Source organism: Frigoribacterium endophyticum (assembly GCF_011759585.1).
In the GTDB taxonomy this organism is placed as follows: domain Bacteria; phylum Actinomycetota; class Actinomycetes; order Actinomycetales; family Microbacteriaceae; genus Frigoribacterium; species Frigoribacterium endophyticum.
In genome coordinates this window covers 669,767-689,841 of the sequence record NZ_JAAOYV010000001.1, presented here as the reverse complement: position 1 = coordinate 689,841, position 20,075 = coordinate 669,767, and the positions used below count along the sequence as shown (strand labels likewise).

Annotated in this window: 18 protein-coding genes, 1 tRNA gene and 1 pseudogene; 9 read left to right on the top strand and 11 right to left on the bottom strand. The window is 72.8% G+C overall.

What is annotated here, in order from left to right:
• Positions 1–77: 77 nt before the first annotated feature.
• From otsB to FHR77_RS03220, 3 genes are all read right to left on the bottom strand, one after another.
• Positions 78–896: a trehalose-phosphatase gene (otsB, locus tag FHR77_RS03230; protein ID WP_167258793.1), complete on the bottom strand. Its 819-nt coding sequence runs from the start codon at positions 894–896 to the stop codon at positions 78–80.
• Positions 893–2,398, bottom strand: a complete 1,506-nt coding sequence (gene otsA / locus FHR77_RS03225) for an alpha,alpha-trehalose-phosphate synthase (UDP-forming) (RefSeq protein ID WP_056053476.1) — start codon at positions 2,396–2,398, stop codon at positions 893–895. The genes otsB and otsA overlap by 4 nt, the downstream gene beginning before the upstream one ends.
• 103 nt (positions 2,399–2,501) lie before the next feature.
• The gene (locus tag FHR77_RS03220) at positions 2,502–3,272 is read right to left on the bottom strand and encodes a fructosamine kinase family protein (RefSeq protein ID WP_167258791.1); all 771 of its coding nucleotides are present in this window, start codon (positions 3,270–3,272) and stop codon (positions 2,502–2,504) included.
• Positions 3,273–3,289: 17 nt separating this feature from the next.
• Between FHR77_RS03220 and FHR77_RS03215 the strand changes: the two genes are divergently transcribed.
• Complete coding sequence (locus FHR77_RS03215; RefSeq protein WP_167258789.1) at positions 3,290–4,285, top strand: magnesium transporter CorA family protein; 996 nt, start codon at positions 3,290–3,292, stop codon at positions 4,283–4,285.
• A 95-nt stretch (positions 4,286–4,380) separates the two neighbouring features.
• A pseudogene (locus FHR77_RS15855) lies at positions 4,381–5,106 on the top strand (sugar phosphate isomerase/epimerase family protein); the annotation flags it as partial.
• Positions 5,107–5,174: 68 nt separating this feature from the next.
• On the opposite strand, the gene FHR77_RS03210 reads toward FHR77_RS15855, so the two are convergent.
• Positions 5,175–6,329, bottom strand: coding sequence for an SLC13 family permease (locus FHR77_RS03210; protein WP_167258787.1), 1,155 nt, complete (start codon positions 6,327–6,329; stop codon positions 5,175–5,177).
• A gap of 114 nt (positions 6,330–6,443) precedes the next feature.
• On the opposite strand from FHR77_RS03210, the gene FHR77_RS03205 reads away from it, so the two are divergent.
• On the top strand, positions 6,444–6,623 hold the full coding sequence (locus FHR77_RS03205) for a hypothetical protein (RefSeq protein WP_167258785.1): 180 nt from the start codon (positions 6,444–6,446) through the stop codon (positions 6,621–6,623).
• A gap of 79 nt (positions 6,624–6,702) precedes the next feature.
• Here FHR77_RS03205 and FHR77_RS03200 read toward each other — a convergent pair whose 3' ends face one another.
• Positions 6,703–7,977 carry a mechanosensitive ion channel family protein gene (locus FHR77_RS03200; RefSeq protein ID WP_167258783.1) on the bottom strand — a complete coding sequence of 425 codons (1,275 nt, stop codon included), beginning with the start codon at positions 7,975–7,977 and terminating at the stop codon, positions 6,703–6,705.
• A gap of 61 nt (positions 7,978–8,038) precedes the next feature.
• Between FHR77_RS03200 and FHR77_RS03195 the strand changes: the two genes are divergently transcribed.
• A complete protein-coding gene (locus FHR77_RS03195) occupies positions 8,039–8,872 on the top strand; it encodes an alpha/beta hydrolase (RefSeq protein ID WP_341777197.1) in 834 nt (277 codons plus the stop codon).
• A gap of 6 nt (positions 8,873–8,878) precedes the next feature.
• On the opposite strand, the gene FHR77_RS03190 is transcribed toward FHR77_RS03195, so the two are convergent.
• Positions 8,879–9,118 (bottom strand): hypothetical protein, encoded by a 240-nt coding sequence (locus tag FHR77_RS03190; protein ID WP_167258779.1) that lies wholly within the window; start codon positions 9,116–9,118, stop codon positions 8,879–8,881.
• Positions 9,119–9,371: 253 nt separating this feature from the next.
• On the opposite strand from FHR77_RS03190, the gene FHR77_RS03185 reads away from it, so the two are divergent.
• Positions 9,372–10,913 carry an amino acid permease gene (locus FHR77_RS03185; RefSeq protein ID WP_167258777.1) on the top strand — a complete coding sequence of 514 codons (1,542 nt, stop codon included), beginning with the start codon at positions 9,372–9,374 and terminating at the stop codon, positions 10,911–10,913.
• Positions 10,914–11,012: 99 nt separating this feature from the next.
• Positions 11,013–11,828, top strand: a complete 816-nt coding sequence (locus FHR77_RS03180; RefSeq protein ID WP_167258774.1) for a hypothetical protein — start codon at positions 11,013–11,015, stop codon at positions 11,826–11,828.
• Positions 11,829–12,159: 331 nt separating this feature from the next.
• On the opposite strand, the gene FHR77_RS03175 is transcribed toward FHR77_RS03180, so the two are convergent.
• Positions 12,160–12,232: transfer RNA gene (locus FHR77_RS03175), tRNA-Lys, on the bottom strand.
• A 98-nt stretch (positions 12,233–12,330) separates the two neighbouring features.
• Here FHR77_RS03175 and bcp point away from each other — a divergent pair.
• Positions 12,331–12,801, top strand: coding sequence for a thioredoxin-dependent thiol peroxidase (gene bcp, locus FHR77_RS03170; protein WP_167258772.1), 471 nt, complete (start codon positions 12,331–12,333; stop codon positions 12,799–12,801).
• An 81-nt stretch (positions 12,802–12,882) separates the two neighbouring features.
• On the opposite strand, the gene FHR77_RS03165 is transcribed toward bcp, so the two are convergent.
• On the bottom strand, positions 12,883–13,341 hold the full coding sequence (locus FHR77_RS03165; RefSeq protein ID WP_255465313.1) for a hypothetical protein: 459 nt from the start codon (positions 13,339–13,341) through the stop codon (positions 12,883–12,885).
• Positions 13,342–13,510: 169 nt separating this feature from the next.
• On the opposite strand from FHR77_RS03165, the gene FHR77_RS03160 reads away from it, so the two are divergent.
• On the top strand, positions 13,511–13,759 hold the full coding sequence (locus FHR77_RS03160) for a WhiB family transcriptional regulator (protein ID WP_056053444.1): 249 nt from the start codon (positions 13,511–13,513) through the stop codon (positions 13,757–13,759).
• Positions 13,760–13,832: 73 nt separating this feature from the next.
• Here FHR77_RS03160 and FHR77_RS03155 read toward each other — a convergent pair whose 3' ends face one another.
• A complete protein-coding gene (locus tag FHR77_RS03155; RefSeq protein ID WP_167258770.1) occupies positions 13,833–15,326 on the bottom strand; it encodes a histidine kinase N-terminal domain-containing protein in 1,494 nt (497 codons plus the stop codon).
• Between the two features lie 174 nt (positions 15,327–15,500).
• Here FHR77_RS03155 and FHR77_RS03150 point away from each other — a divergent pair, with 174 nt between their 5' ends.
• Positions 15,501–16,052, top strand: coding sequence for an Rv3235 family protein (locus tag FHR77_RS03150; RefSeq protein WP_167258768.1), 552 nt, complete (start codon positions 15,501–15,503; stop codon positions 16,050–16,052).
• Between the two features lie 137 nt (positions 16,053–16,189).
• Here FHR77_RS03150 and secA read toward each other — a convergent pair whose 3' ends face one another.
• Both secA and hpf read right to left on the bottom strand, forming a co-directional pair.
• The gene (gene secA, locus FHR77_RS03145) at positions 16,190–19,021 is read right to left on the bottom strand and encodes a preprotein translocase subunit SecA (RefSeq protein WP_167258766.1); all 2,832 of its coding nucleotides are present in this window, start codon (positions 19,019–19,021) and stop codon (positions 16,190–16,192) included.
• A 205-nt stretch (positions 19,022–19,226) separates the two neighbouring features.
• Positions 19,227–19,940, bottom strand: coding sequence for a ribosome hibernation-promoting factor, HPF/YfiA family (hpf, locus tag FHR77_RS03140; RefSeq protein WP_167258764.1), 714 nt, complete (start codon positions 19,938–19,940; stop codon positions 19,227–19,229).
• Between the last annotated feature and the right edge of the window lie 135 nt (positions 19,941–20,075).

The window sequence follows — 20,075 nt, the reverse complement described above, 5'->3', positions numbered from 1 at the left end:
GAGGACCGCCCGCGCGACGCGGGGGCACTACGCTGCGCCGAGCGGACAGCCGCGGCCCCTGTCGGGGACGGACGTCGTCAGGCGTGCCCGAGGTGGTCGCGGAGGTCGGCCAGCTCGGTGAGCAGCCGGGCCATCGCCTCGGCGTCCGCGACGCGGTGCCGCGCGACGGTCTCGGCCGGGCCCACCTTGACGCCGAGGTCGCCGTCGCCCAGCGAGCGCAGGGCGTCCTCGTCGGTGACGTCGTCGCCTGCGAAGAGCACGCCCGTCGCGTCGTAGTGCTCGCGCAGCCGGGCCACGCCGTCGTCCTTGCCGGTGGGCCGCACGGCGTACTCGCGGACGTTCTTGCCCTCGCGCTCGTGCACGCCGGGCTCGTCGGCGAGGCGCTGCCGGACGGCAGCCCGCACCTCCTCCGTCGTGGCGGCGTCGGCGAGGCGCGTGTGCAGGGCGAGCCCCGCGGGCTTCTCCTCCACGTAGACGCCCTCGCGCCCCGCCGCGGCGCCGTGCAGGGCCTCGGAGATGACGGCGCGGCGCGCCTGCTCGTCGTCGCTCAGGGTCGTCGTCTCGCCGTCGATGCGCACCTCGATGCCGTGCGAGCCCACGAGGACGACCTCCTCCGGCACGTCGGCGATCTGGAGCAGCGACGAGATGTCGCGGCCGGAGACGAGGGCGACGGTGGTGTCGCCCATCGCGACCAGCCTGCGGATCGCGTCGACCGACTCCGGCAGGGCCCGCGCCTCCATCGGGGCGTCGACCTCGGGAGCGAGCGTGCCATCGAAGTCGAGGGCCACGAGGAGGCGCGGAGTCGTCGCGAGACGGCCGAGCGCGTCCGAGAGGGCCCGGTCGGCCCCCCCGGTGCGGGCGTCGCCGGTGCTGCGGGTCTGGTCGTCGGCGCTCACGCGTCGCCTCCCTCGGTCTCGGCGGCGTCCGCCGGCTGCGTGATCTGCTGCCCGGGCCGCACGTTCTCGAGCGCCTGGAGGAACGAGGCGCTCCACGCCTCGACGTCGTTCTCGAGCACGCGGCGGCGGAGCGAGCGCATGCGCGTCGTGCGGTCGCGCTTCGGCATCTCGATCGCCCGCATGATCGTGTTCTTCAGCCCGCCGATGTCGTGCGGGTTGATCAGCAGCGCGCTCTTCAGCTCGTCGGCGGCGCCGGCGAACTCGCTGAGCACGAGCACCCCGTCGTTGTCGCGGCGGACGGCGACGTACTCCTTCGCGACGAGGTTCATGCCGTCGCGCAGCGCCGTGACGAGCATGATGTCGGCGGCGAGGTACAGCGCCACCATCTCTTCGCGGGGGTACCCGTGGTGGTGGTAGCTGATGGCGGTGTGGCTCATCGTCGCGTAGTCGCCGTTGATGCGGCCGACGGTCAGCTCGATCTCGTCGCGCAGGGTCTTGTAGGTCTCGACGCGCTCGCGGCTCGGGCTGGCGACCTGCACGAGCGTGGCGTCCTCCACGCTCAGGCGCCCGTCGGCGAGGAGCTCGCCGAAGGCCTTCATGCGGTGGCGGATGCCCTTGGTGTAGTCGAGCCGGTCGACGCCGAGCATCACCGTCTTCGGGTTGCCGAGCCCCTCCCGGATCTCCCGGGCGCGGGCCTGGATCTCGGGCCGCGCCGCGAGCTCCTCGTAGCTGGCCGCGTCGATCGAGATCGGGAAGTGCTTCGCCAGCACCCGGCGCACCTTGCGGCCGCGTCGCGAGACGACGGCGGCCTCGTCGTCGACCGGCACCTCGACGTACGGGCGCGTGGTCGAGTAGCCGAGCAGGTGGCGGACGGCCCGCGAGAAGTTCGACGCGTCGTCGCCGCGCTGGAAGCCGATGACGTCGGCCCCGAGCAGGCCCTCGAGGATCTGCCGGCGCCAGGGCAGCTGCGAGAAGATGCCGAGCGGCGGGAAGGGGATGTGGTTGAAGAAGCCGATGGTCACGTCGGGGCGGGCCTCGCGGAGCATCTTCGGCACGAGCTGCAGCTGGTAGTCCTGCACCCAGATGGTGCCGCCCTCCTCCGTGATCTCGGCGGCGCGGTCGGCGAAGCGCTGGTTGACCTGCACGTAGGCCTCCCACCAGACCCGGTGGTAGGTCGGGGCGGCGATGACGTCGTGGTACAGCGGCCACAGCGTGTCGTTGCTGAAGCCCTCGTAGTAGCGCTGCACCTCCTCCGCGCTGAGCGGCACGGGCACGATCTCGATGCCCTGGTCGACGAAGGGCTCGAACTCGAGGTCCGGCTGCCCGGCCCAGCCCACCCAGGCGCCGTCGTTCGCGCGCATGACGGGCTCGAGGGCCGTGACGAGGCCGCCCGGCGAGTGCTGCCAGCTGGCGGTGCCGTCGTCGGCGACGACGCGGTCGACCGGCAGGCGGTTCGAGACGACGACGAAGCCGTAGCGGTCGGGCGTGGTGGTGTCAGGCATGGGTGGAGCTCCGTGGGTTCCCCCCGCGTCGACGCAGGGACGGCCAGATTATCAGCGCGCTCCCGCCGGGGATCAGGGTCGTCCCCCGCATCCCCTCCCCCGCTCAGCCGAGGCGCAGCACCGCCTCCGCCGCCTCGGCGAGCGCCCGGCCGTACGACCGGCCGTGCCCCGCGGCGTGGACGGCGAGGGGGTGCAGCTGGTGCAGGGGCACGCGCTCGAGCCGGCCGGGCCGCAGCGGCGAGCGCTCGTCGTACCCGGCCAGGACGCCGTCGAGGTGCGGGCAGCCGAACAGCTGGAGCATGGCGAGGTCGGTCTCGGGGTGCCCCCCGTGCGCCGCCGGGTCGATCAGCACGACGCCGTCGTCGCCGAACAGGACGTTGCCGGCCCAGAGGTCGCCGTGCAGCCGGGCGGGCCGCGCGTCGTCGTCGAAGGCGCCGGCGGCGACCGCGTCGCAGGCCGTCTCGACCGTGTCCAGCTCGTCGGTGGTCAGGGTGCCCGCGTCGTGGGCGAGGTACGCGAACGGGCGCACCCGCTGCTCCGCGTAGAAGGCGCCCCACGAGTCGGAGGGCTCGGTCGCCTGGGGGCGACGCCCGATGAAGGAGGCGCCCCGCCAGCCGGCGGGAGGCGCCCCGAAGGCGTCGGCGCCCGCCGCGTGGGTGACGCTCAGCGCCGCGCCGAACGCGCGGGCGGCGGCGGGGCCGGGCCGCGCCTCCCGCACCTCCTCCAGCACGATCCGGCCGGGGCCGACCTCGAGCACGCGGGCGGTGCGCGCGCCGCCGTCGGGCGTCGCCTCGGCGAGCCAGGCGAGCCCCGCGGCCTCCGCCTCGAAGAAGCCGTCGGGGGCGTCGGGGCGCTGCTTCACGTGCGGGGTCACGGGAATAGCATGCCCCCATGACGACGGCCCCGACCGAGACCCGCACGCCCACGCAGACCCGGGCCTACCGGGACGGGCGGCTCGTCGCGGAGGCGTTCCCGCTGGCCGAGGTCAGCGACCACCTCGAGCGCGACTGCACCGTCTGGGTCGACTTCACCGACCCCACGGCCGACGACCTCGCCCAGCTGGAGGAGGAGCTCGACCTGCACGAGCTCGCCGTCGAGGACGCCCTGGTCGGCGGGCAGCGCCCCAAGATCGACCACTACGAGGGCCACCTCTTCGCCGTGCTCTACGACGTGGCCTTCGACGCCCCCTCGGGCGTGCTGACGACGAGCGAGGTCAAGGCTTTCCTGACGCGGCGGGCGCTCGTCACCATCCACCACCCCGAGTTCGACGTCGCGCACCTCGCGGCGACCTACGACCAGAACGTCGAGCTGGCCGCGCACGGCGTGCCCTTCCTGCTCTGGGGCCTCGTCGACAGCGTCGTCGACCGGCACTCGGCCGCGACCGACGCGCTCGACGACGAGATCGAGGGCATCGCCGACGACCTCTTCGACCCGGCGCCGCGCACGGTCGACGTGCAGAAGCGGTCGTTCGCGCTGCGGAAGAGCCTCGTGCTGCTGCGCCGGGTGTCGGCGCCGATGCGCGACCTCGTCGCCACCCTGCTGCGGCGCGACCTGCACGACGTCGACCCCGTGATGCAGCCCTACTTCCAGGACGTGCAGGACCACGTGCTGCGGGTGGCCGAGCAGAACGACAGCCTGCGCGACCTCGTCTCGACCATCCTCGACACGAACCTCGCGCTGCAGTCCAACCGCATGAACGACGTGATGAAGAAGGTCACCAGCTGGGCGGCGATCATCGCCGTGCCGACGGCCATCACCGGCTTCTACGGGCAGAACGTGCCGTACCCGGGCTTCAGCCAGGTGTCGGGGTTCGTGACCTCGTGCGTGCTGATCGTGGGGGTGGGCGGCCTGCTGTGGTGGCAGTTCCGCAAGCGCGACTGGCTCTAGCGGCCGCGTTGGCCCGCCGTTCGCCCGACGTTCACGCTCGGCCCCGCGGCGTGGTCACGCCCCGGTCGTAGCCTGGCCGCGTGATCACGGTCGGCATGAGCACGTCCTGCGTCTTCCCGCGACCGGCCGACGAGGCCTTCCGCCTCGCCCGCCGGGTGGGCTACGGCGGCGTCGAGGTGATGGTGACCGCCGACCGGGGCAGCCGCGACGCCTCGCTGCTCCGCGCCTCCGTCGCCCGGTGGGGCCTGCCCGTGCTGTCGGTGCACGCGCCGGTGCTGCCGGCGGCCCACTTCGCCCTGGGTCGCGACCAGCGCGACAAGCTGCTGCGCTCGGCCGAGCTGGCCGCGGAGCTCGGGGCGCCGACCGTCGTCGTGCACCCGCCGTTCCGCTGGCAGCGCCGCATCGCCGCCCGCTTCGTCGAGGTCGTGCGCGACGTGGAGGCCGCGACGGGCGTCGAGCTCGCCGTCGAGAACATGTTCCCGTGGCGCCTCGGCCCGGTGGTCGCCGACGTCTACTCCCCCGGGCACGACCCGGTCGGCCTCGACGTGGCGGCGACCACGCTCGACTTCTCGCACGCCGCCGTCGCGGGCCGCGACGCCCTCGACCTCGCGCTGGCGCTGGGCCCGCGCCTCCGTCACGTCCACCTCTGCGACGGCACCGTCTCGGCCCGGCCGGGCGGCCTCGTCGACGAGCACCTCGTGCCGGGCACGGGCACGCAGCCGGTCGCCGAGGTGCTCTCGCACCTGGCCGCCTCCGGCTGGAGCGGCGCGGTCGTCGCCGAGGTGCACGCCGACCGGCGCGGGGCCGGCGAGGAGTCGCTGGTCGACGCCCTCCGTCGCACGCTGTCGTTCGCCCGCGAGGCCCTGCGCGCGCCCCGGGCCGCGGTCGGTCAGGCGACCAGCACGGTCGCGACCACCGCGAGCGGCACGGCGACGACCGCGACGACGAGGCCGCCGAGCACGATGCGCCCCCAGGCGACCTCGACGCCCATGGACGTCAGCCGGCCGTGCCAGAGCAGCGTGGCCAGCGAGGCCCAGGGCGCGACGAGGCAGCCGACGTTGACGCCGATCAGCACGGCGACGAGCCGCAGCGGCGACCCGGCGACCGGCTCGAGCGCGAGGTAGGCCGGCAGGTTGTTGGCGACGTTCGCCGCGACCGCGCTGCCGCCGGCGAGGCGCAGCAGGTCGGGCAGGCCCTCGCCCGACCCGACCAGGGCGGCGAGCGCGTCGGCGAGACCGAGCGAATGGGCCGCCTCGACGACGACGAACAGGCCGCTCGCGAAGACGAGCGTGCCCCAGGGCACGAGGCCGATCCGCAGCACGGACGGACGGCGGACGGCGGTGGCGACGACGAGCACGAGCGCGGCGGCCGCGGCGGGGATCCAGACCTCCACGCCCGACACCAGGGCGGGGACGAGCAGGGCCACGGCGGTGGCGGCGACGCCGAACAGGACGCGGTCGGCCGGGGCCTCCGCGGCGGGCGGCTCGAAGCGGCCGCGGAGCTCGCGGCGGTAGCGGAGCCCGACGGCGGCGACCGGCACGACGGCGCCGACGACGGCGGCCGGGGCGACGAGCGCCGCGAAGCTCAGCGGCGACGGCGAGCCGAGGGCGTCGAGCGCGAGGAGGTTCGTGAGGTTCGACACGGGCAGCAGCATCGAGCCGGTGTTCGCGAGCCAGACCGTGGTGAGGGCGAAGGGCAGGGGCGGCAGGCCCACGCGCCGGGCGATCAGCACGACCACGGGCGTGAGCAGCACGGCCGTGGTGTCGAGCGACAGGAAGACCGTGCAGACGAGGGCGAGCACGACCACCGCGGCCCAGAGCACGACGACGCGGCCTCGGGCGGCACGGGCGGCGACCCCGGCCAGCCAGGAGAACAGCCCGGCCTCGGCGGCGAGCTCGGAGACGACGGTCAGGGCGACGACGAACCCGAGCACGGGGGCGACCCGCTCGACGAGCGCCAGCAGCTCGTCTCCGGTGAGGACCCCGGCGACGAGGGCGACGGCCCCCACGACGAGCAGCGCTGCTCCCAGGACGGCTGTGCGCACGGGTCTCCTCGGGCGGGACGGGCACGGCACGGGCGCCGGGCAGCTCACCATACACAGCCGTGCCCCTGAGGGCGCCCCCGGGTAGCGTGGAGCCACCGACCACAGGAGAGACCAGTGCGCAAATTCCTTTTCAACGGGGCCATCATCAGCTCCGCCTTCTCGGGCCTCAGCCTCATCAAGAGCCTCGCCGCGGGGCCCCGCGACTGGCGCCTGCTGCTCACCGCCGTGGCCTGGGCGGCCACGACGGCCATCGCGGTGGGCAACGTCGTCGAGGCCGCCAAGTCCGACGACTGAGAGCCCCCGACACGTCGAAGGAGGCGCGCCCCGGGTGACCGGGGCGCGCCTCCTTCGTCTCGTGCGGGCGCCGAAGGGCCTAGCGGTCGGGGCGCCCGTCGCCCCGGCCGTCGGGCCGACCGGCGACGTGCGGGTCGTGCTCGGCCTCGGCGCCGAGGGACGAGGCGTACGGCCGGGGCGCGGGGTCGGCGTCGTGGACGATCGGGATCGGGATGGCCTGCGTGAAGAGGGCGGTGCGCTCGCTGTCGGCGTTCTCGCCGGTGAAGAGCCCGCCGGAGCCGGAGCTCGACGCGCCCGGGCGCCGCGGGCGGACGGGCTCGGCGTCGACCATCTGGAGGCGGCTGCGCGGGACCCCCTCGGGGGCCTGCGCGTGCAGCCACGTCACGAGGTCCTCCCGGACGAGGCAGCGGAGGTCGAAGAGCGTGCCGGCGTCCTTCGCCGTCACGAGGACCCGCACGCGCACGTAGCCTCCCGTGGCGTCGGTCACCTGCAGCACCTTCGTGCGGCCGTCCCAGAGGTCGGTGCCCGCGAGGATGCGGTCGAGCTCGGCGCGCATGGCCCCCGTGTCGACGCGCCAGTCGAGGTCGAGCTCGACGGCGCCGAGCAGCTCGCTGGTGCGACGGGTCCAGTTCTCGAAAGGCGTCGTCGTGAAGTAGGTCGACGGCAGCACGAGCCTCCGGTCGTCCCAGATGTGCACGACGACGTACGACAGCGTGATCTCCTCGATCAGGCCCCACTGCCCCTCGACCACCACCACGTCGTCGATGCGGATGGCGTCCGAGAACGCGAGCTGGATGCCCGCGAAGACGTTGGCGAGGGTCGACTGCGCGGCCAGGCCCGCCACCACCGAGACGAGGCCGGCGCTGGCCAGCACGCTCGCGCCGACCGCCTCGACGCCGGGGAACCCGAGCAGCACGGCGCCGAGGGCCAGGACGACGACGACCACCATGGTGAGGCGGCGGAGGATGAGCACCTGCGTGCGGACGCGCCGGGCCACCCGGTTGTCGGGGGTGTCGACCCGGTAGCGGGCCAGCCCGAGGTCCTCGAAGAAGATCGCGAGCGCGCCGACGAACCAGGCCACGACGACGATGACCGCGCACCGGAACAGCTGCGAGACCGCCTCCTGGCCCGGCCAGGGCGTGCCGAACATGGCGTCGAACGAGGTGCGGAGCGCGATCGTCATGAGCACGACGAGCAGCGTCCACCGGAACGGCCGACGCATGCGGGCGACGAAGGCGGCCGCCCACTCCTTCCGCTTCGCGACGAATCCGAACACCCAGCCGACGACGGCGGAGACGACGAAGGTGAGCACGACGGCGGCGGCCACCGAGATGACGAGCTGTATCCAAGGCATCCGTCCACCCTGTCGGACGCTCACCGGCGAGGTCCAGGCGGCCACCCGTCACACTGAGACCGTGAGACAACGCACAGCTTCCCGTCACGACGCCGCCACGCCCTCGACCCCGGCCGGACACCGCGGCCGGGGGCGACGGGTCGCGAAGGCGATCGGCCTCGGGGCGTTCGCCGTCGTCGTGCTGGTGGCGGTGGGCTTCTTCACGTGGGCGAAGCTGCCCATGTCGGCCACCGCCTCCTCGCTGCGGGCCGTGGCCGACGACCCGCGGGTCGCCGTGACCGACCGCCCCGACCTCGTCGTCATGCGCCCCGCGCAGACCGAGGCCCTCGACCAGGGCCTAGTCTTCGTCGCCGGCGCCCGCGTCGACCCCCAGGCCTACGAGGAGGTGCTCTCCGGGCTGGTCGCGACCGGCGTCACCGTCGTGATCGAGCGCCCGGTGCTCGGCTTCGGCCTCTTCGACTGGCGGGGCCTCGACCACTTCACGGCCGCCGCCCCCGAGGTGACGAACTGGGCGGTGGGCGGGCACTCGCTCGGCGGCGTGCGCGCCTGCGGCTACGCGGCGGACGACCCCTCGGTCGACGGCCTCGTGCTGTTCGGCTCGTACTGCGCGACGACCGACCTCTCGGGCGACGACGACCTGCCGGTGCTGAGCCTCTCCGGCAGCGACGACGGGCTCAGCACGCCCGACGACGTCGAGCGGTACCGCGACATGCTGCCGGCCGACGCGACGATGGTCGAGATCGGCGGCTCGAGCCACGCCCAGTTCGGCTCCTACGGCGAGCAGTCGGGCGACGGCACGCCCGCCCTGACCGACGAGGAGGCGCGGGCCAGGATCGACCGGGAGCTCACCTCGTTCTTCGCCACCGTGGGCGACGGTGCGCCCGCGGGCGGCTGACCCGGGTCAGACCGAGCGCTTGCGGAGGCGGAGCGCCTCGAGGGCGAGGCCCTGGCTGACGTAACGGCCGAGCTCGTCGGCCCAGCGCGGGTCGGTGCCGCGGAGGGCCACGTAGGAGTCGCGGTCGGACCTCACGAAGCCGAGCACGCGGTCGGGGGTCGAGACATGGACGAGGTCGGGGGCGACCGACCGGGTGAGGATGCGGGCGCTGCGACGGAGGGGCTCGATGCTGGTCGTCGTGCTCACGGGTGGTGCCTTCCTGCGGCTCGGGCGCTGCCCGGCTCGGTGGTGCGGATCGTTCGGCGCCGACCCCGGTGGGGGACGACCAGGAGTGACGCTACCCGCGCCTCCCCCTCCGGGCCCTGGTGTTCCGCTGTGCGTCGTCGGTGGTCTCTCTGGGGCGCCCCCGGGAGCGGGGTACACGGCGGCTCCACGCCCGTCGCCCCGGCCCGACGTCACGGACGTGCAGGGGGCGTACGTCACGCTCTAGGGTCGATATATGACCTCTCCCCGCGACCACGACGGCGACTCCACGACCGAGCACGTCCCGCAGGACTTCAGCCACGAGCAGGCCGGGTTCCAGCACGGGCTGAAGCCCCGGCAGCTGCAGATGATCGCGATCGGGGGCGCCATCGGGACGGGGCTCTTCCTCGGGGCGGGCGGCCGCCTCGCGAACGCCGGCCCGGCCCTGGCCGTCGTGTTCGCGATCTGCGGCGTGTTCGCCTTCTTCATCCTCCGGGCCCTCGGCGAGCTCGTCCTGCACCGCCCGTCGTCGGGGTCGTTCGTGTCGTACGCCCGCGAGTTCTTCGGCGAGAAGGCGGCCTACGCGGCGGGGTGGATGTACTTCCTCAACTGGGCGATGACGGCCATCGTCGACGTCACGGCGGTGGCCCTCTACCTGCACTACTGGAGCGCGTTCACGTCGGCGCCCGACTGGCTGCTGGCGCTCGTCGCCCTCGCGGTCGTGCTCTCCGTCAACCTCCTGGCCGTCAAGGTCTTCGGCGAGATGGAGTTCTGGTTCGCGATCATCAAGGTCGCGGCGCTCGTCGTCTTCCTGGTCGTCGGGGTCGTCTGGCTCGCCGCCTCCTTCCCCGTGACGAACGGCGGCGAGGCCGTCGACACCGGCTGGTCGGTGATCGCCGCCAGCGGCCTGCTGCCGAACGGCCTGCTGCCCGCCGTCATCGTCGTGCAGGGCGTGGTGTTCGCGTACGCGGCCATCGAGCTGGTCGGCACGGCGTCGGGCGAGACCCAGCACCCGGAGAAGGTGGTGCCCCGCGCCATCAACACCGTCATCATCCGCATCGCCGTCTTCTACGTCGGTTCGCTCGTGCTGCTGTCGCTGCTGCTGCCGTTCACGGCCTACCGGGCCGGCGAGAGCCCGTTCGTCACGTTCTTCAGCAGCATCGGCTCACCCGAGATCGGCGAGGTCGCCGGATCGATCATGAACTTCGTCGTCGTGACGGCCGCGCTCTCGAGCCTCAACGCGGGCCTCTACTCGACGGGGCGCGTGCTGCACTCGATGGGCATGAACGGCTCCGCGCCGAAGTTCACGACCGTCATGTCGAAGGGCGGCGTGCCGTTCGGCGGCATCCTCCTGACCGCCGGCATCACCCTGCTGGGCGTCGGCCTGAACGCCGTCGTCGGCGCGAGCGCGGCCTTCGAGATCGTGCTCAACGTCGCCTCGCTCGGCATCCTGACCGCGTGGGGCACGATCATCCTCTGCCAGATGCGGCTGCGGCAGTGGGCGCGGCAGGGCAAGGCGAAGGAGCCCTCGTTCCGGCTGCCGGGCGCGCCGGTCACCAGCTGGCTGACGCTCGCCTTCCTGGTCGCCGTCCTCGTGCTGATGGCCATCGACTGGCCGATCGGGTCGCTCACGGTGGCGTCGCTCGTGCTGATCATCCCGCTGCTCGTGCTGGGCTGGTACCTGCAGCGTGACCGCATCCTCGCCGCCGCGCGCCTCCGCGAGGGCATGACCGGGCCGTACCCGGTGACCGGGCGCGACGCGGCCGCGCAGCACCCGCGCGACGACGACGGGGCCTGAGGCCCGGCGCTCCACTCCTCCACGGGGGCGGCCCTCCCGCGGCGGCGCTCCTCCCCCAGGATGACGACACCGACGACCCGGTCGCCCTACCGTCGTCCCGTGACCGAGACCACGCAGGGCCGCCTGATCGATGCCGTCGAGTCGACGCCCGCCCCGCCCGGGGCGGGCGTCGTCGAGGGCCTGGTCGCGCGCACGACGTCGGTGCGCGACGGGGCGGCCACCGTGGCCCTGGTCACCGGCGCGGGCTGGTCGCTGGTGCACGCGGTGACGACGTCGTGGGGGCCCCTCCTCCGTGAGCGGGCGCTGCAGCACGAGCTCAGCCACTTCGGGCCCTTCCTCGACCCGGGGGTCGTCCTGGCGCTCCTGTGGGCGGCCGCCGTGGCCGTCGGCCTCGCCGGTCGGTGGGGCATCGCCCGCGGGTGGCTGGGCGTCGCCCTGCTGCTCTGCGTCGTGCTGCCCGTCACGGGCCGTGACGGCTTCGACCTCGGCTGGGACGGCCCGACGAGCACGACGCTGGGGTTCGTCGGAGCCTGCGCGATCGTGGCGATGGTCGGCACGCCGCGCTCGCCCCGGCTCGTCGTCGGGGGCACCGTCGCCGTCGCGCTCTGCACCGTCGCCGTGGCCGTCGCCCACGGCCTGGCCCAGACCGCCCGCGGCTGGTTCTGGTCCGGCCCCCTCCAGGCCGCCACGCTCCTCCTGCTGATGCTCGCGGCCCTCCTCGCGGCGGTCGTCCTCGCCCGTCGTCGCCGCACCGCCGCGGCCGCCGTCGTGGTCGTCTCGCTCGCCCCGTGGGCCGCCGTCTACGCCGTCGACGTCCTCGCCGCCTCCCAGGACCCGGCGTCACCCCTCCCCACCGCTCTCCTCGCCGCCGCTCTCCCCCTGGCCGCCTTCCTCACCCCCCGCCCCGCCCCCTGACCCGCGAAAGAGCAAGCAGCGCCCCCGCCGCCCCCGGAACGAGCGAAGCGACGTTCCCCACGCTCAGGCGCGCGAAGCGCCGCCGCCCCGGAACGAGCGAAGCGACGTTCCCCCACGCTCAGGCGCGCGAAGCGCCCCCGCCCCCGGAACGAGCGAAGCGACGTTCCACCCCGGCGCGCGAAGCGCCGCCGCCCCGAGCCACAGCGACCTGGCGGGTCAGACCCCCGCCCCGCCCGACGACGAGCCGCGTGTCCGCGGAGCGGACCGAAGCGTGGAACGCGAGATCCCCCGCTGCCCAGCGAAGCGGGCACACGGGGGATCAGATATCGCGTGCACCCCCTCGGACTTGAACCGAGAACCCACTGATTAAGAGTCAGTTGCTCTGCCAATTGAGCTAGAGGTGCGTGCTGCGGGACGTTCCGCAACGAGGAATGACTCTAGCATGTCCGGAGACCCCCTGAGAACCACCGGCACGCCCGTCGTGCTGCGAGATCGGAGAAGCATGTCCACCACGCTCGAGAAGGGCGCCCCGGCGCCGTCGTTCACCCTGCCCGACGAGTCGGGCGCGCCGGTGTCGCTGTCCGACTTCGCGGGGCGCCGGGTGATCGTGTACTTCTACCCGGCGGCGTCGACGCCGGGCTGCACGACGGAGGCCTGCGACTTCCGCGACAACCTGAACTCGCTCGCCTCGGCGGGCTACCAGGTGCTCGGGGTGTCGAAGGACGAGCCGGAGGCGCTGCGCCGGTTCAAGGACGAGCAGGGCCTGACCTTCCCGCTGCTGAGCGACCCGGAGCTGACCGTGCACCAGGCGTACGGCGCCTACGGGGAGAAGAACAGCTACGGCCGGGTCGTCACGGGCACGATCCGTTCGACGTTCGTGGTCGACGAGGACGGTGCGGTCGAGCTGCCGCTGTACAACGTGAAGGCGACGGGGCACGTGGCGATGCTCCGCCGGAAGCTCGGCATCGACTGACCGTCGGCCGCGTCCCACGACGAGGCCCCGTCCGCGACCGCGGGCGGGGCCTCGCGTCGTCAGCACGCGTGCGGGGGCGCGTCAGTACGCGTGCGGAGGCGCCTCGTCGCGGATGGACGTCTGGGCGACGACGCTCGGCACGAGCAGCAGGACGACCACGACCACCGCGGGCACGATCAGCCAGAGGCCGACCGCGGCGTTCGCGAAGACCCCCTGGAGACTGCCGACGCCGACGGCGATCTGGAGCACCTGCCAGACGATCGCCGCCCCTCGGATCCAGGCCCGGCCGCGCAGCACCCCGACGACGACGGCCCCCAGCCAGACGGTGGCCAGGAGGGTGAGGACGAGGATCGCGGTGGCCGAGGCGTAGGAGTCGGGGCGCACGGTGACGAGCTCGATCAGCAGGTAGGCGGTCGCCACCCCGAGCAGGGCCGTCTCGGCGGAGAGCAGCAGGACGAGCAGCCAGAGGAGAGCGCTCCGCCGCGGCCTCGCGGACAGTTCTGTCTCGTCGTCGGGCTCGGTGTCGCGGGCGTCGGTCACGCTGGGGCCTCCATGAAAATCCTTGATCTGGCTCCCCCAGTATGCGAGCATATTCGAGGTCGAAGTGACGGGCACATGGTGGTGCGCGCCTCCCGAATTCTCATCTTTCCCCCATCCGGAACCTGGTGCTTCGACGCGCCGGTCCAGCATTTAAAAGGAGTACCCATCGATGGATTGGCGTGACAAAGCCGCGTGCCTGACAGCTGACCCCGAGCTGTTCTTCCCGGTCGGCAACACCGGCCCGGCCGTCGACCAGATCGACAAGGCGAAGAGCGTCTGCGGTCGCTGCACCGTCACCGAGACCTGCCTGCAGTACGCCCTCGAGACCAGTCAGGACTCGGGCGTCTGGGGCGGCCTCAGCGAGGACGAGCGCCGTGCGCTGAAGCGCCGCGCCGCTCGCGCCCGCCGCGCCAGCTGACCGCTCAGCACAGCACCGACGACGAAGCCGGCCCCCGAGGGGGCCGGCTTCGTCGTGCGTGGGGCTGGGCGCGCTAGGCCTGGGTGAGCCACCGGAACGGGATCTCGATGGTCACCTCGGTGCCGCTGCCGACCAGCGTGTGCCAGTCGATGGTCCCGCCGAGCTCGCCCTGGATCAGGGTGCGGACGATCTGCGTGCCGAGGCCCGACCCGACCTTGCCCTCGGGCAGGCCCACACCGTTGTCGCGCACCTTCACGGTGAGCTGCTCGTCGTCGCGCTCGGCGACGATCTCGACCTCCCCGTCGCGGCCGTCGAGGCCGTGCTCGACCGCGTTGGTGACCAGCTCGGTGAGCGCGAGGGCGAGCGGGGTCGCGTACTCGCTCGGCAACGCGCCGAAGCTGCCCGTCAGCGTCGGCCTCACCGTCGTGTTGTGGCTCGAGGCGACCTCCGCGATGAGCATGAGCACGCGGTCGAAGACGGTGTCGAAGTCGACGTTCTGGCTGAGGCCCTCGGAGAGGGTGTCGTGCACCACCGCGATCGACGCGACCCGTCGCATGGCCTGGGTCAGCGCCTCGCGCGCGACGTCGGTCCGGGTGCGGCGAGCCTGGATGCGCAGCAGCGAGGCCACCGTCTGCAGGTTGTTCTTGACCCGGTGGTGGATCTCGCGGATCGTGGCGTCCTTCGTGATGAGCTCGCGCTCCTGGTGGCGCAGCTCGGTGACGTCGCGGCAGAGCACGATGGCCCCGACCCGCTCGCCCCGGTCACGGAGCGGGATGGCCCGGAGCGACACGGTGACGCCGCGGGCCTCGATGTCCGTCCGCCACGGCGCGCGGCCGGTGACCACGAGCGGGAGCGACTCGTCGATGACGAGCTTGCCCTGCAGCAGCCCGGTGGTGACCTCCGCCAGCGACTCCCCCTCGAGCTCGCCGGCGAACCCCATCCGGTTGAAGGCCGAGAGGCCGTTCGGGCTCGCGAAGGTCACGAGGCCGTCGACGTCGAGGCGCAGCAGGCCGTCGGAGGCGCGGGGGGCACCGCGACGCGGCCCGGTCGGTGCCCCGAGGTCGGGGAAGTCGCCGGCCGCGATCATCGAGAAGAGGTCGTTGGAGCACTGGTTGAAGGTCAGCTCCTGGCGGCTGGGGGTCCGCGCCTCGCTGAGGTTGGTGTGGCGGGTGATGACCGCGATGGGAGCGTCGGTGACGTCGGGGCGGCTCGCCCCGAGGCGACGGAGCACGGGGACGGCACGGACCCGCGTCGGGGTCTCCTCGTACCAGTCGGGCGCGGCCGAGTCGACGATGCGGGTCGTGCTGAACGCCTGCTCGATCTGCGTGCGCCACTCCGGGCGCACCTCCTGGCCGACGAAGTCGCGGTAGAACAGCGTCGCCGAGCTCGACGGGCGAGCGTGGGCGACGGCGACGAAGCTGCCTCCCTCCGTCGGCACCCAGAGCACCATGTCGGCGAACGCGAGGTCCGCGAGGAGCTGCCAGTCGCCGACGAGGAGGTGGAGCCACTCGACGTCCGCCTCGGTGGAGCGGCCCTGGGCGAGAACGAGATCACTGAGCGTCGACACCGACCCAGTCTAGGTCGACGTGCGCGCGGGCCTCGGCCCCTCACCCGTCGGTGGGCAGACCCGATTGTCCACAGGCCGGCCCTGACCCTGACGTGACCCGGAGGACATGTCATATGTTGAACGCGAGTAGTCACCGATACGACGACGAAGTCCCCCGACGAAAGTCCGAGCCTGATGCCCGTCCCTGCCGTGGCCGCCGCCACCGACCCCGCCCCGGACGACGAGCGGGCCGATGCAGGAGGCCGCCGCCTCCACGCCGTCACCGACGCCGAGCACGCCCGCGCCACGGTGACCGACGCGACGGCCGAGGCTCCCCCGGCACCGCGCCTCCTGCACGCCGTCGACGACGCGCCTGCGGTCGCCGGCCGCGTCGCGGCACCGCCGAGCCTGCCCGACGCGGCGGCGGCCGCGGAGGGCCTCGCCCGGTGCGTGCTCGAGATCGTGGCCGGTGCGCGCGACCTCGACCAGGTCTCGCGGTGGGTGAACGGCGAGGTCTGGGCCGTGCTGCAGAAGCGGGTCCGGATCGCCGCCCGCGCCCGCGAGGCGAGCGGCGTCCGCAGCCAACGGCCCGTGTTCCGCGTGGGCCGTGTCCACGTCAGCGAACCCGCGCCGGGGGTCGCCGAGACGGTCGTCGTCGTGCACGGGCGGGCACGAACCAGGTCGGTGGCCATCCGGCTGGAGACGACCGGCCGCCGATGGCGGGCGACGGCCCTGCACGTGCTCTGACCGCGTCGCGCCGGCAGCGGGGCCGGGCGCCCCGTGCCGAGACGACGAGAGCCCGGGTGACGAGGGCCTGGACGACGAGGGAGGCCGGGCACCGACCTCACGGTCGATGCCCGGCCTCCCTCGTCGTCACCGCCGGGTCAGGACTTCTTGCCGGCCGCTCGTCGCTCGGCCCGGTTGACCGGGGCCGCCGCGGCGCCGCCGGTCGGCTGCCCGAAGGCGCCCTTGCCGGCGGGTGCGCTCGTGCCGCTCGTCGTCCGCGCCGCGGCGACGTCGGGGCCGTCGCCCTGCTCGGCGTCGTCCTGGGCCTTCTGGGCCTTGGCCGTCGCGGCCTGCTCGAGCCGGCCCTTCTGGTCACGCACCTCGACCTCGCCCGCGATGTTCGGGGCGGAGTACTCGAGCTTCGGCTGCGCCTTCTCGGGCTCGAGGCCCTTCGCCGCGATGACGGGAGCCTCGGCGGCGCCGACCTGGCCCTGCACCTCGACCTCGAGGTTGAACAGGAACCCGACCGACTCCTCGCGGATCTGGCCCATCATGCTCTGGAAGAGCGCGTAGCCCTCCCGCTGGTACTCGACCAGCGGGTCGCGCTGCGCCATCGCACGGAGGCCGATGCCGTCCTTCAGGTAGTCCATCTCGTAGAGGTGGTCGCGCCAGCGACGGTCGATCACGGAGAGGACGACGCGCCGCTCGAGCTCGCGCATCGCGCCCTCGCCCAGTGTCGACTCGCGCTCGGCGTAGGCGACCTTGGCGTCGGAGAGGATCTCCTGGCCGAGGAACTGCCGGGTCGCCTTGCCCTTGGAGCCGGCCTCGGTGATGACCTCGTCGATGGTGATCGAGATCGGGTACAGGGTGCGCAGCTCCGTCCAGAGCGCGTCGAGGTCCCAGTCGTCGGGGCTGCCGTCTCCCGTGTGCTGGTCGATGACCTCGTCGACCACGGCCCCCAGGAAGGCGCTGGCACGGTCGGCCAGGTCGTCGCCCTCGAGGATGTGGCGTCGGTCGCCGTAGATGGCCTCGCGCTGGCGGTTGAGGACGTCGTCGTACTTGAGGACGTTCTTGCGGATCTCGGCGTTGCGCGACTCGACCTGCGACTGGGCGGAGCGGATGGCCCGGCCCACGATCTTGTTCTCGATGGCCAGGTCGTCGGGCACGTTGCCGCGGCCCATCAGCGACTCCGCCGCCCCCGAGTTGAAGAGGCGCATCAGGTCGTCGGTGAGCGACAGGTAGAACCGGCTCTCGCCCGGGTCGCCCTGACGCCCGCTGCGCCCGCGGAGCTGGTTGTCGATGCGTCGCGACTCGTGGCGCTCGGTGCCGAGCACGTACAGCCCGCCCGCCTCGACGACCTTCTCGGCCTCCTCGGCGACCTCGGCCTTCTTGGCGGCGAAGACGTCGTCCCAGGCGGCCTCGTACTCGTCGGGGGTGTCGACCGGGCTGAGGCCACGGCCGTTCATCTCGGCCACGGCGAGGAACTCGGCGTTGCCGCCGAGCATGATGTCGGTACCACGACCGGCCATGTTGGTGGCGACGGTCACGGCGCCCACGCGGCCGGCCTGCGCGACGATGGCGGCCTCGCGAGCGTGGTTCTTCGCGTTGAGGACCTCGTGGCGCACGCCCTTCTTGGCCAGCAGGCGCGACAGGTACTCGCTCTTCTCGACGCTGGTGGTGCCGACGAGGACGGGCTGGCCCGCCTCGTGGCGCTCGACGATGTCCTCCACGACCTGGTCGAACTTCGCCGTCTCGTTCTTGTAGACGAGGTCGGTCTGGTCGATCCGCTTCATCGGCTTGTTGGTCGGGATGGGCACGACGCCGAGCTTGTAGGTGCTCATGAACTCGGCGGCCTCGGTCTCGGCGGTGCCGGTCATGCCGGAGAGCTTGCCGTAGAGGCGGAAGTAGTTCTGCAGGGTGACGGTGGCGAGGGTCTGGTTCTCGGCCTTGACCTCGACGCCCTCCTTCGCCTCGATGGCCTGGTGGATGCCCTCGTTGTACCGACGCCCGCTCAGGATGCGGCCGGTGTGCTCGTCGACGATCAGGACCTCACCGTTGATCACGACGTAGTCCTTGTCACGCTTGAACAGCGCGTCGGCCTTGATGGCGTTGTTGAGGAAGGAGATCAGCGGCGTGTTCGCCGACTCGTAGAGGTTGTCGATGCCGAGGTAGTCCTCGACCTTCTCGATGCCGGGCTCCAGCACGCCGACGGTGCGCTTCTTCTCGTCGACCTCGAAGTCCGTGCCGGCCACGAGGCGGCGGGCGATCGTCGCGAACTCGGCGAACCAGCGGTTCGCCTCGCCCGAGGCGGGGCCGGAGATGATGAGGGGCGTGCGCGCCTCGTCGATGAGGATCGAGTCGACCTCGTCGACGATGGCGAAGAAGTGGCCGCGCTGGACCATGTCGGCGGCCTGCCACGCCATGTTGTCGCGCAGGTAGTCGAAGCCGAACTCGTTGTTCGTGCCGTAGGTGATGTCGGCGGCGTACTGCTCGCGGCGCTCGGCGGGGGTCTGGCCCGCGAGGATGCAGCCGGTCGTCATGCCGAGGGCGCGGAAGACGCGGCCCATCAGCTCGGACTGGTAGCTCGCGAGGAAGTCGTTGACCGTGATGACGTGCACGCCGCGCGAGGCGATGGCGTTGAGGTACGCGGCCGTGGTCGCGACGAGGGTCTTGCCCTCACCGGTCTTCATCTCGGCGATGTTGCCGAGGTGGAGGGCGGCGCCGCCCATTAGCTGCACGTCGAAGTGGCGCATGCCGAGGGTCCGCTTCGAGGCCTCGCGCACGGCGGCGAACGCCTCGGGCAGCAGGTCGTCGAGCGACTCGCCGTTGCCGTAGCGCTCGCGGAGCTCGGTGGTCTCGGCGCGCAGCTCGTCGTCGGTCAGCGTGCTGAAGTCGTCCTCGAGCTCGTTGACGGCGTTCGCGTACGCCTTGAGGCGGCGGAGGATGCGGCCCTCGCCGACGCGGAGGACCCTCTCGAGGACGTTGGCCACTGGTGACTCCCTGGATCTGAGACTCGGTCGGGCAGGCGGCGGAGCCGCGTGCCCCGGGGGCGGCTGGTGACGCCAGCCCGTGAGGAGGCCCGGTTGGACCAGCTCGGATGGTAGCAAGCCTAGCGGCCACGGCCCTGGACGCGGGGAGGAGCGATCTGCTCCCCCCGCGCCCGGACCGTGGCCGCGGGCCTCGGGGCGGACGGGGTCAGGCGACGACGCCGGCGCGGGCCTGGGTGGCGGCCTCCTGCAGCTCGCTCGCGCTCTGGTCGAGCCCGATCACGCCGTAGTCCCAGCCCTTGCGCCGGTAGACGACGCTCGGGCGCTCGGTCTCGGCGTCGATGAAGAGGTAGAAGTCGTGCCCCACCAGCTCCATGTAGTAGAGCGCGTCGTCGACGGTCATCGGCGTCGACGCGAACACCTTGCTGCGGATGACGACGGGGCAGTAGTCGTCCTCCTGCTCCTCGGCCGAGGGCGCCTCGTCGTCCGCGACGACCGTCGCGATCGAGCCGGTGCGCACGGCGTCCAGGGTCTCGGCGGCGGCGGGGGTGACGTCGATGCCGCTGAAGTCCGCTCCGGAGGCCTCACGGAGCGACGTCGGTCGGTGCTGGCCCCGGTGGACCTTCTGCCGGTCCTTCGCGCGCCGGACCCGCTCGAGCATCCTGGCGATCGCCAGGTCGAAGGCGACGTACTTGTCGCTCCCGGTCGACTCGGCCCGCACGAGCGGCCCGGGGCCGATCAGCGTGAGCTCGACCCGGTCGTCGCCGGCCTGGCCGCTCGACTTCTCGTGGTGCCGCGAGACCTTGATCTCGAGGGCGAGCGCCTTCGTGGCGAGCTGCGCCACCTTGTCGGCCTTGTCAGTGGCGTAGTCGCGGAAACGATCGGTGATCCCGACGTTTCGACCCGTGACGGAAATTTCCATGACGACCTCCTCTGGCTATCGACGTGCCGCCTGTCAGCCAGGCGGATGTCCTTTCACGCCTTTTGCCCACCGTAGCCAGGTGGACCCCCGCCTGTCACCTCCCGGCCACCGACCGGACAGATCCCCAGGCCGTCC

What these genes read in the sequence shown, in the direction of transcription:
- FHR77_RS03150 (WP_167258768.1), top strand. Translation starts at nt 15,501, where the DNA reads ATGCCCGTCCCTGCCGTGGCCGCCGCCACCGACCCCGCCCCGGACGAC.
- FHR77_RS03185 (WP_167258777.1), top strand. Translation starts at nt 9,372, where the DNA reads ATGACCTCTCCCCGCGACCACGACGGCGACTCCACGACCGAGCACGTC.
- FHR77_RS03160 (WP_056053444.1), top strand. Translation starts at nt 13,511, where the DNA reads ATGGATTGGCGTGACAAAGCCGCGTGCCTGACAGCTGACCCCGAGCTG.
- FHR77_RS03200 (WP_167258783.1), bottom strand. Translation starts at nt 7,977, where the DNA reads ATGCCTTGGATACAGCTCGTCATCTCGGTGGCCGCCGCCGTCGTGCTC.
- hpf (WP_167258764.1), bottom strand. Translation starts at nt 19,940, where the DNA reads ATGGAAATTTCCGTCACGGGTCGAAACGTCGGGATCACCGATCGTTTC.
- otsA (WP_056053476.1), bottom strand. Translation starts at nt 2,398, where the DNA reads ATGCCTGACACCACCACGCCCGACCGCTACGGCTTCGTCGTCGTCTCG.
- FHR77_RS03215 (WP_167258789.1), top strand. Translation starts at nt 3,290, where the DNA reads ATGACGACGGCCCCGACCGAGACCCGCACGCCCACGCAGACCCGGGCC.
- bcp (WP_167258772.1), top strand. Translation starts at nt 12,331, where the DNA reads ATGTCCACCACGCTCGAGAAGGGCGCCCCGGCGCCGTCGTTCACCCTG.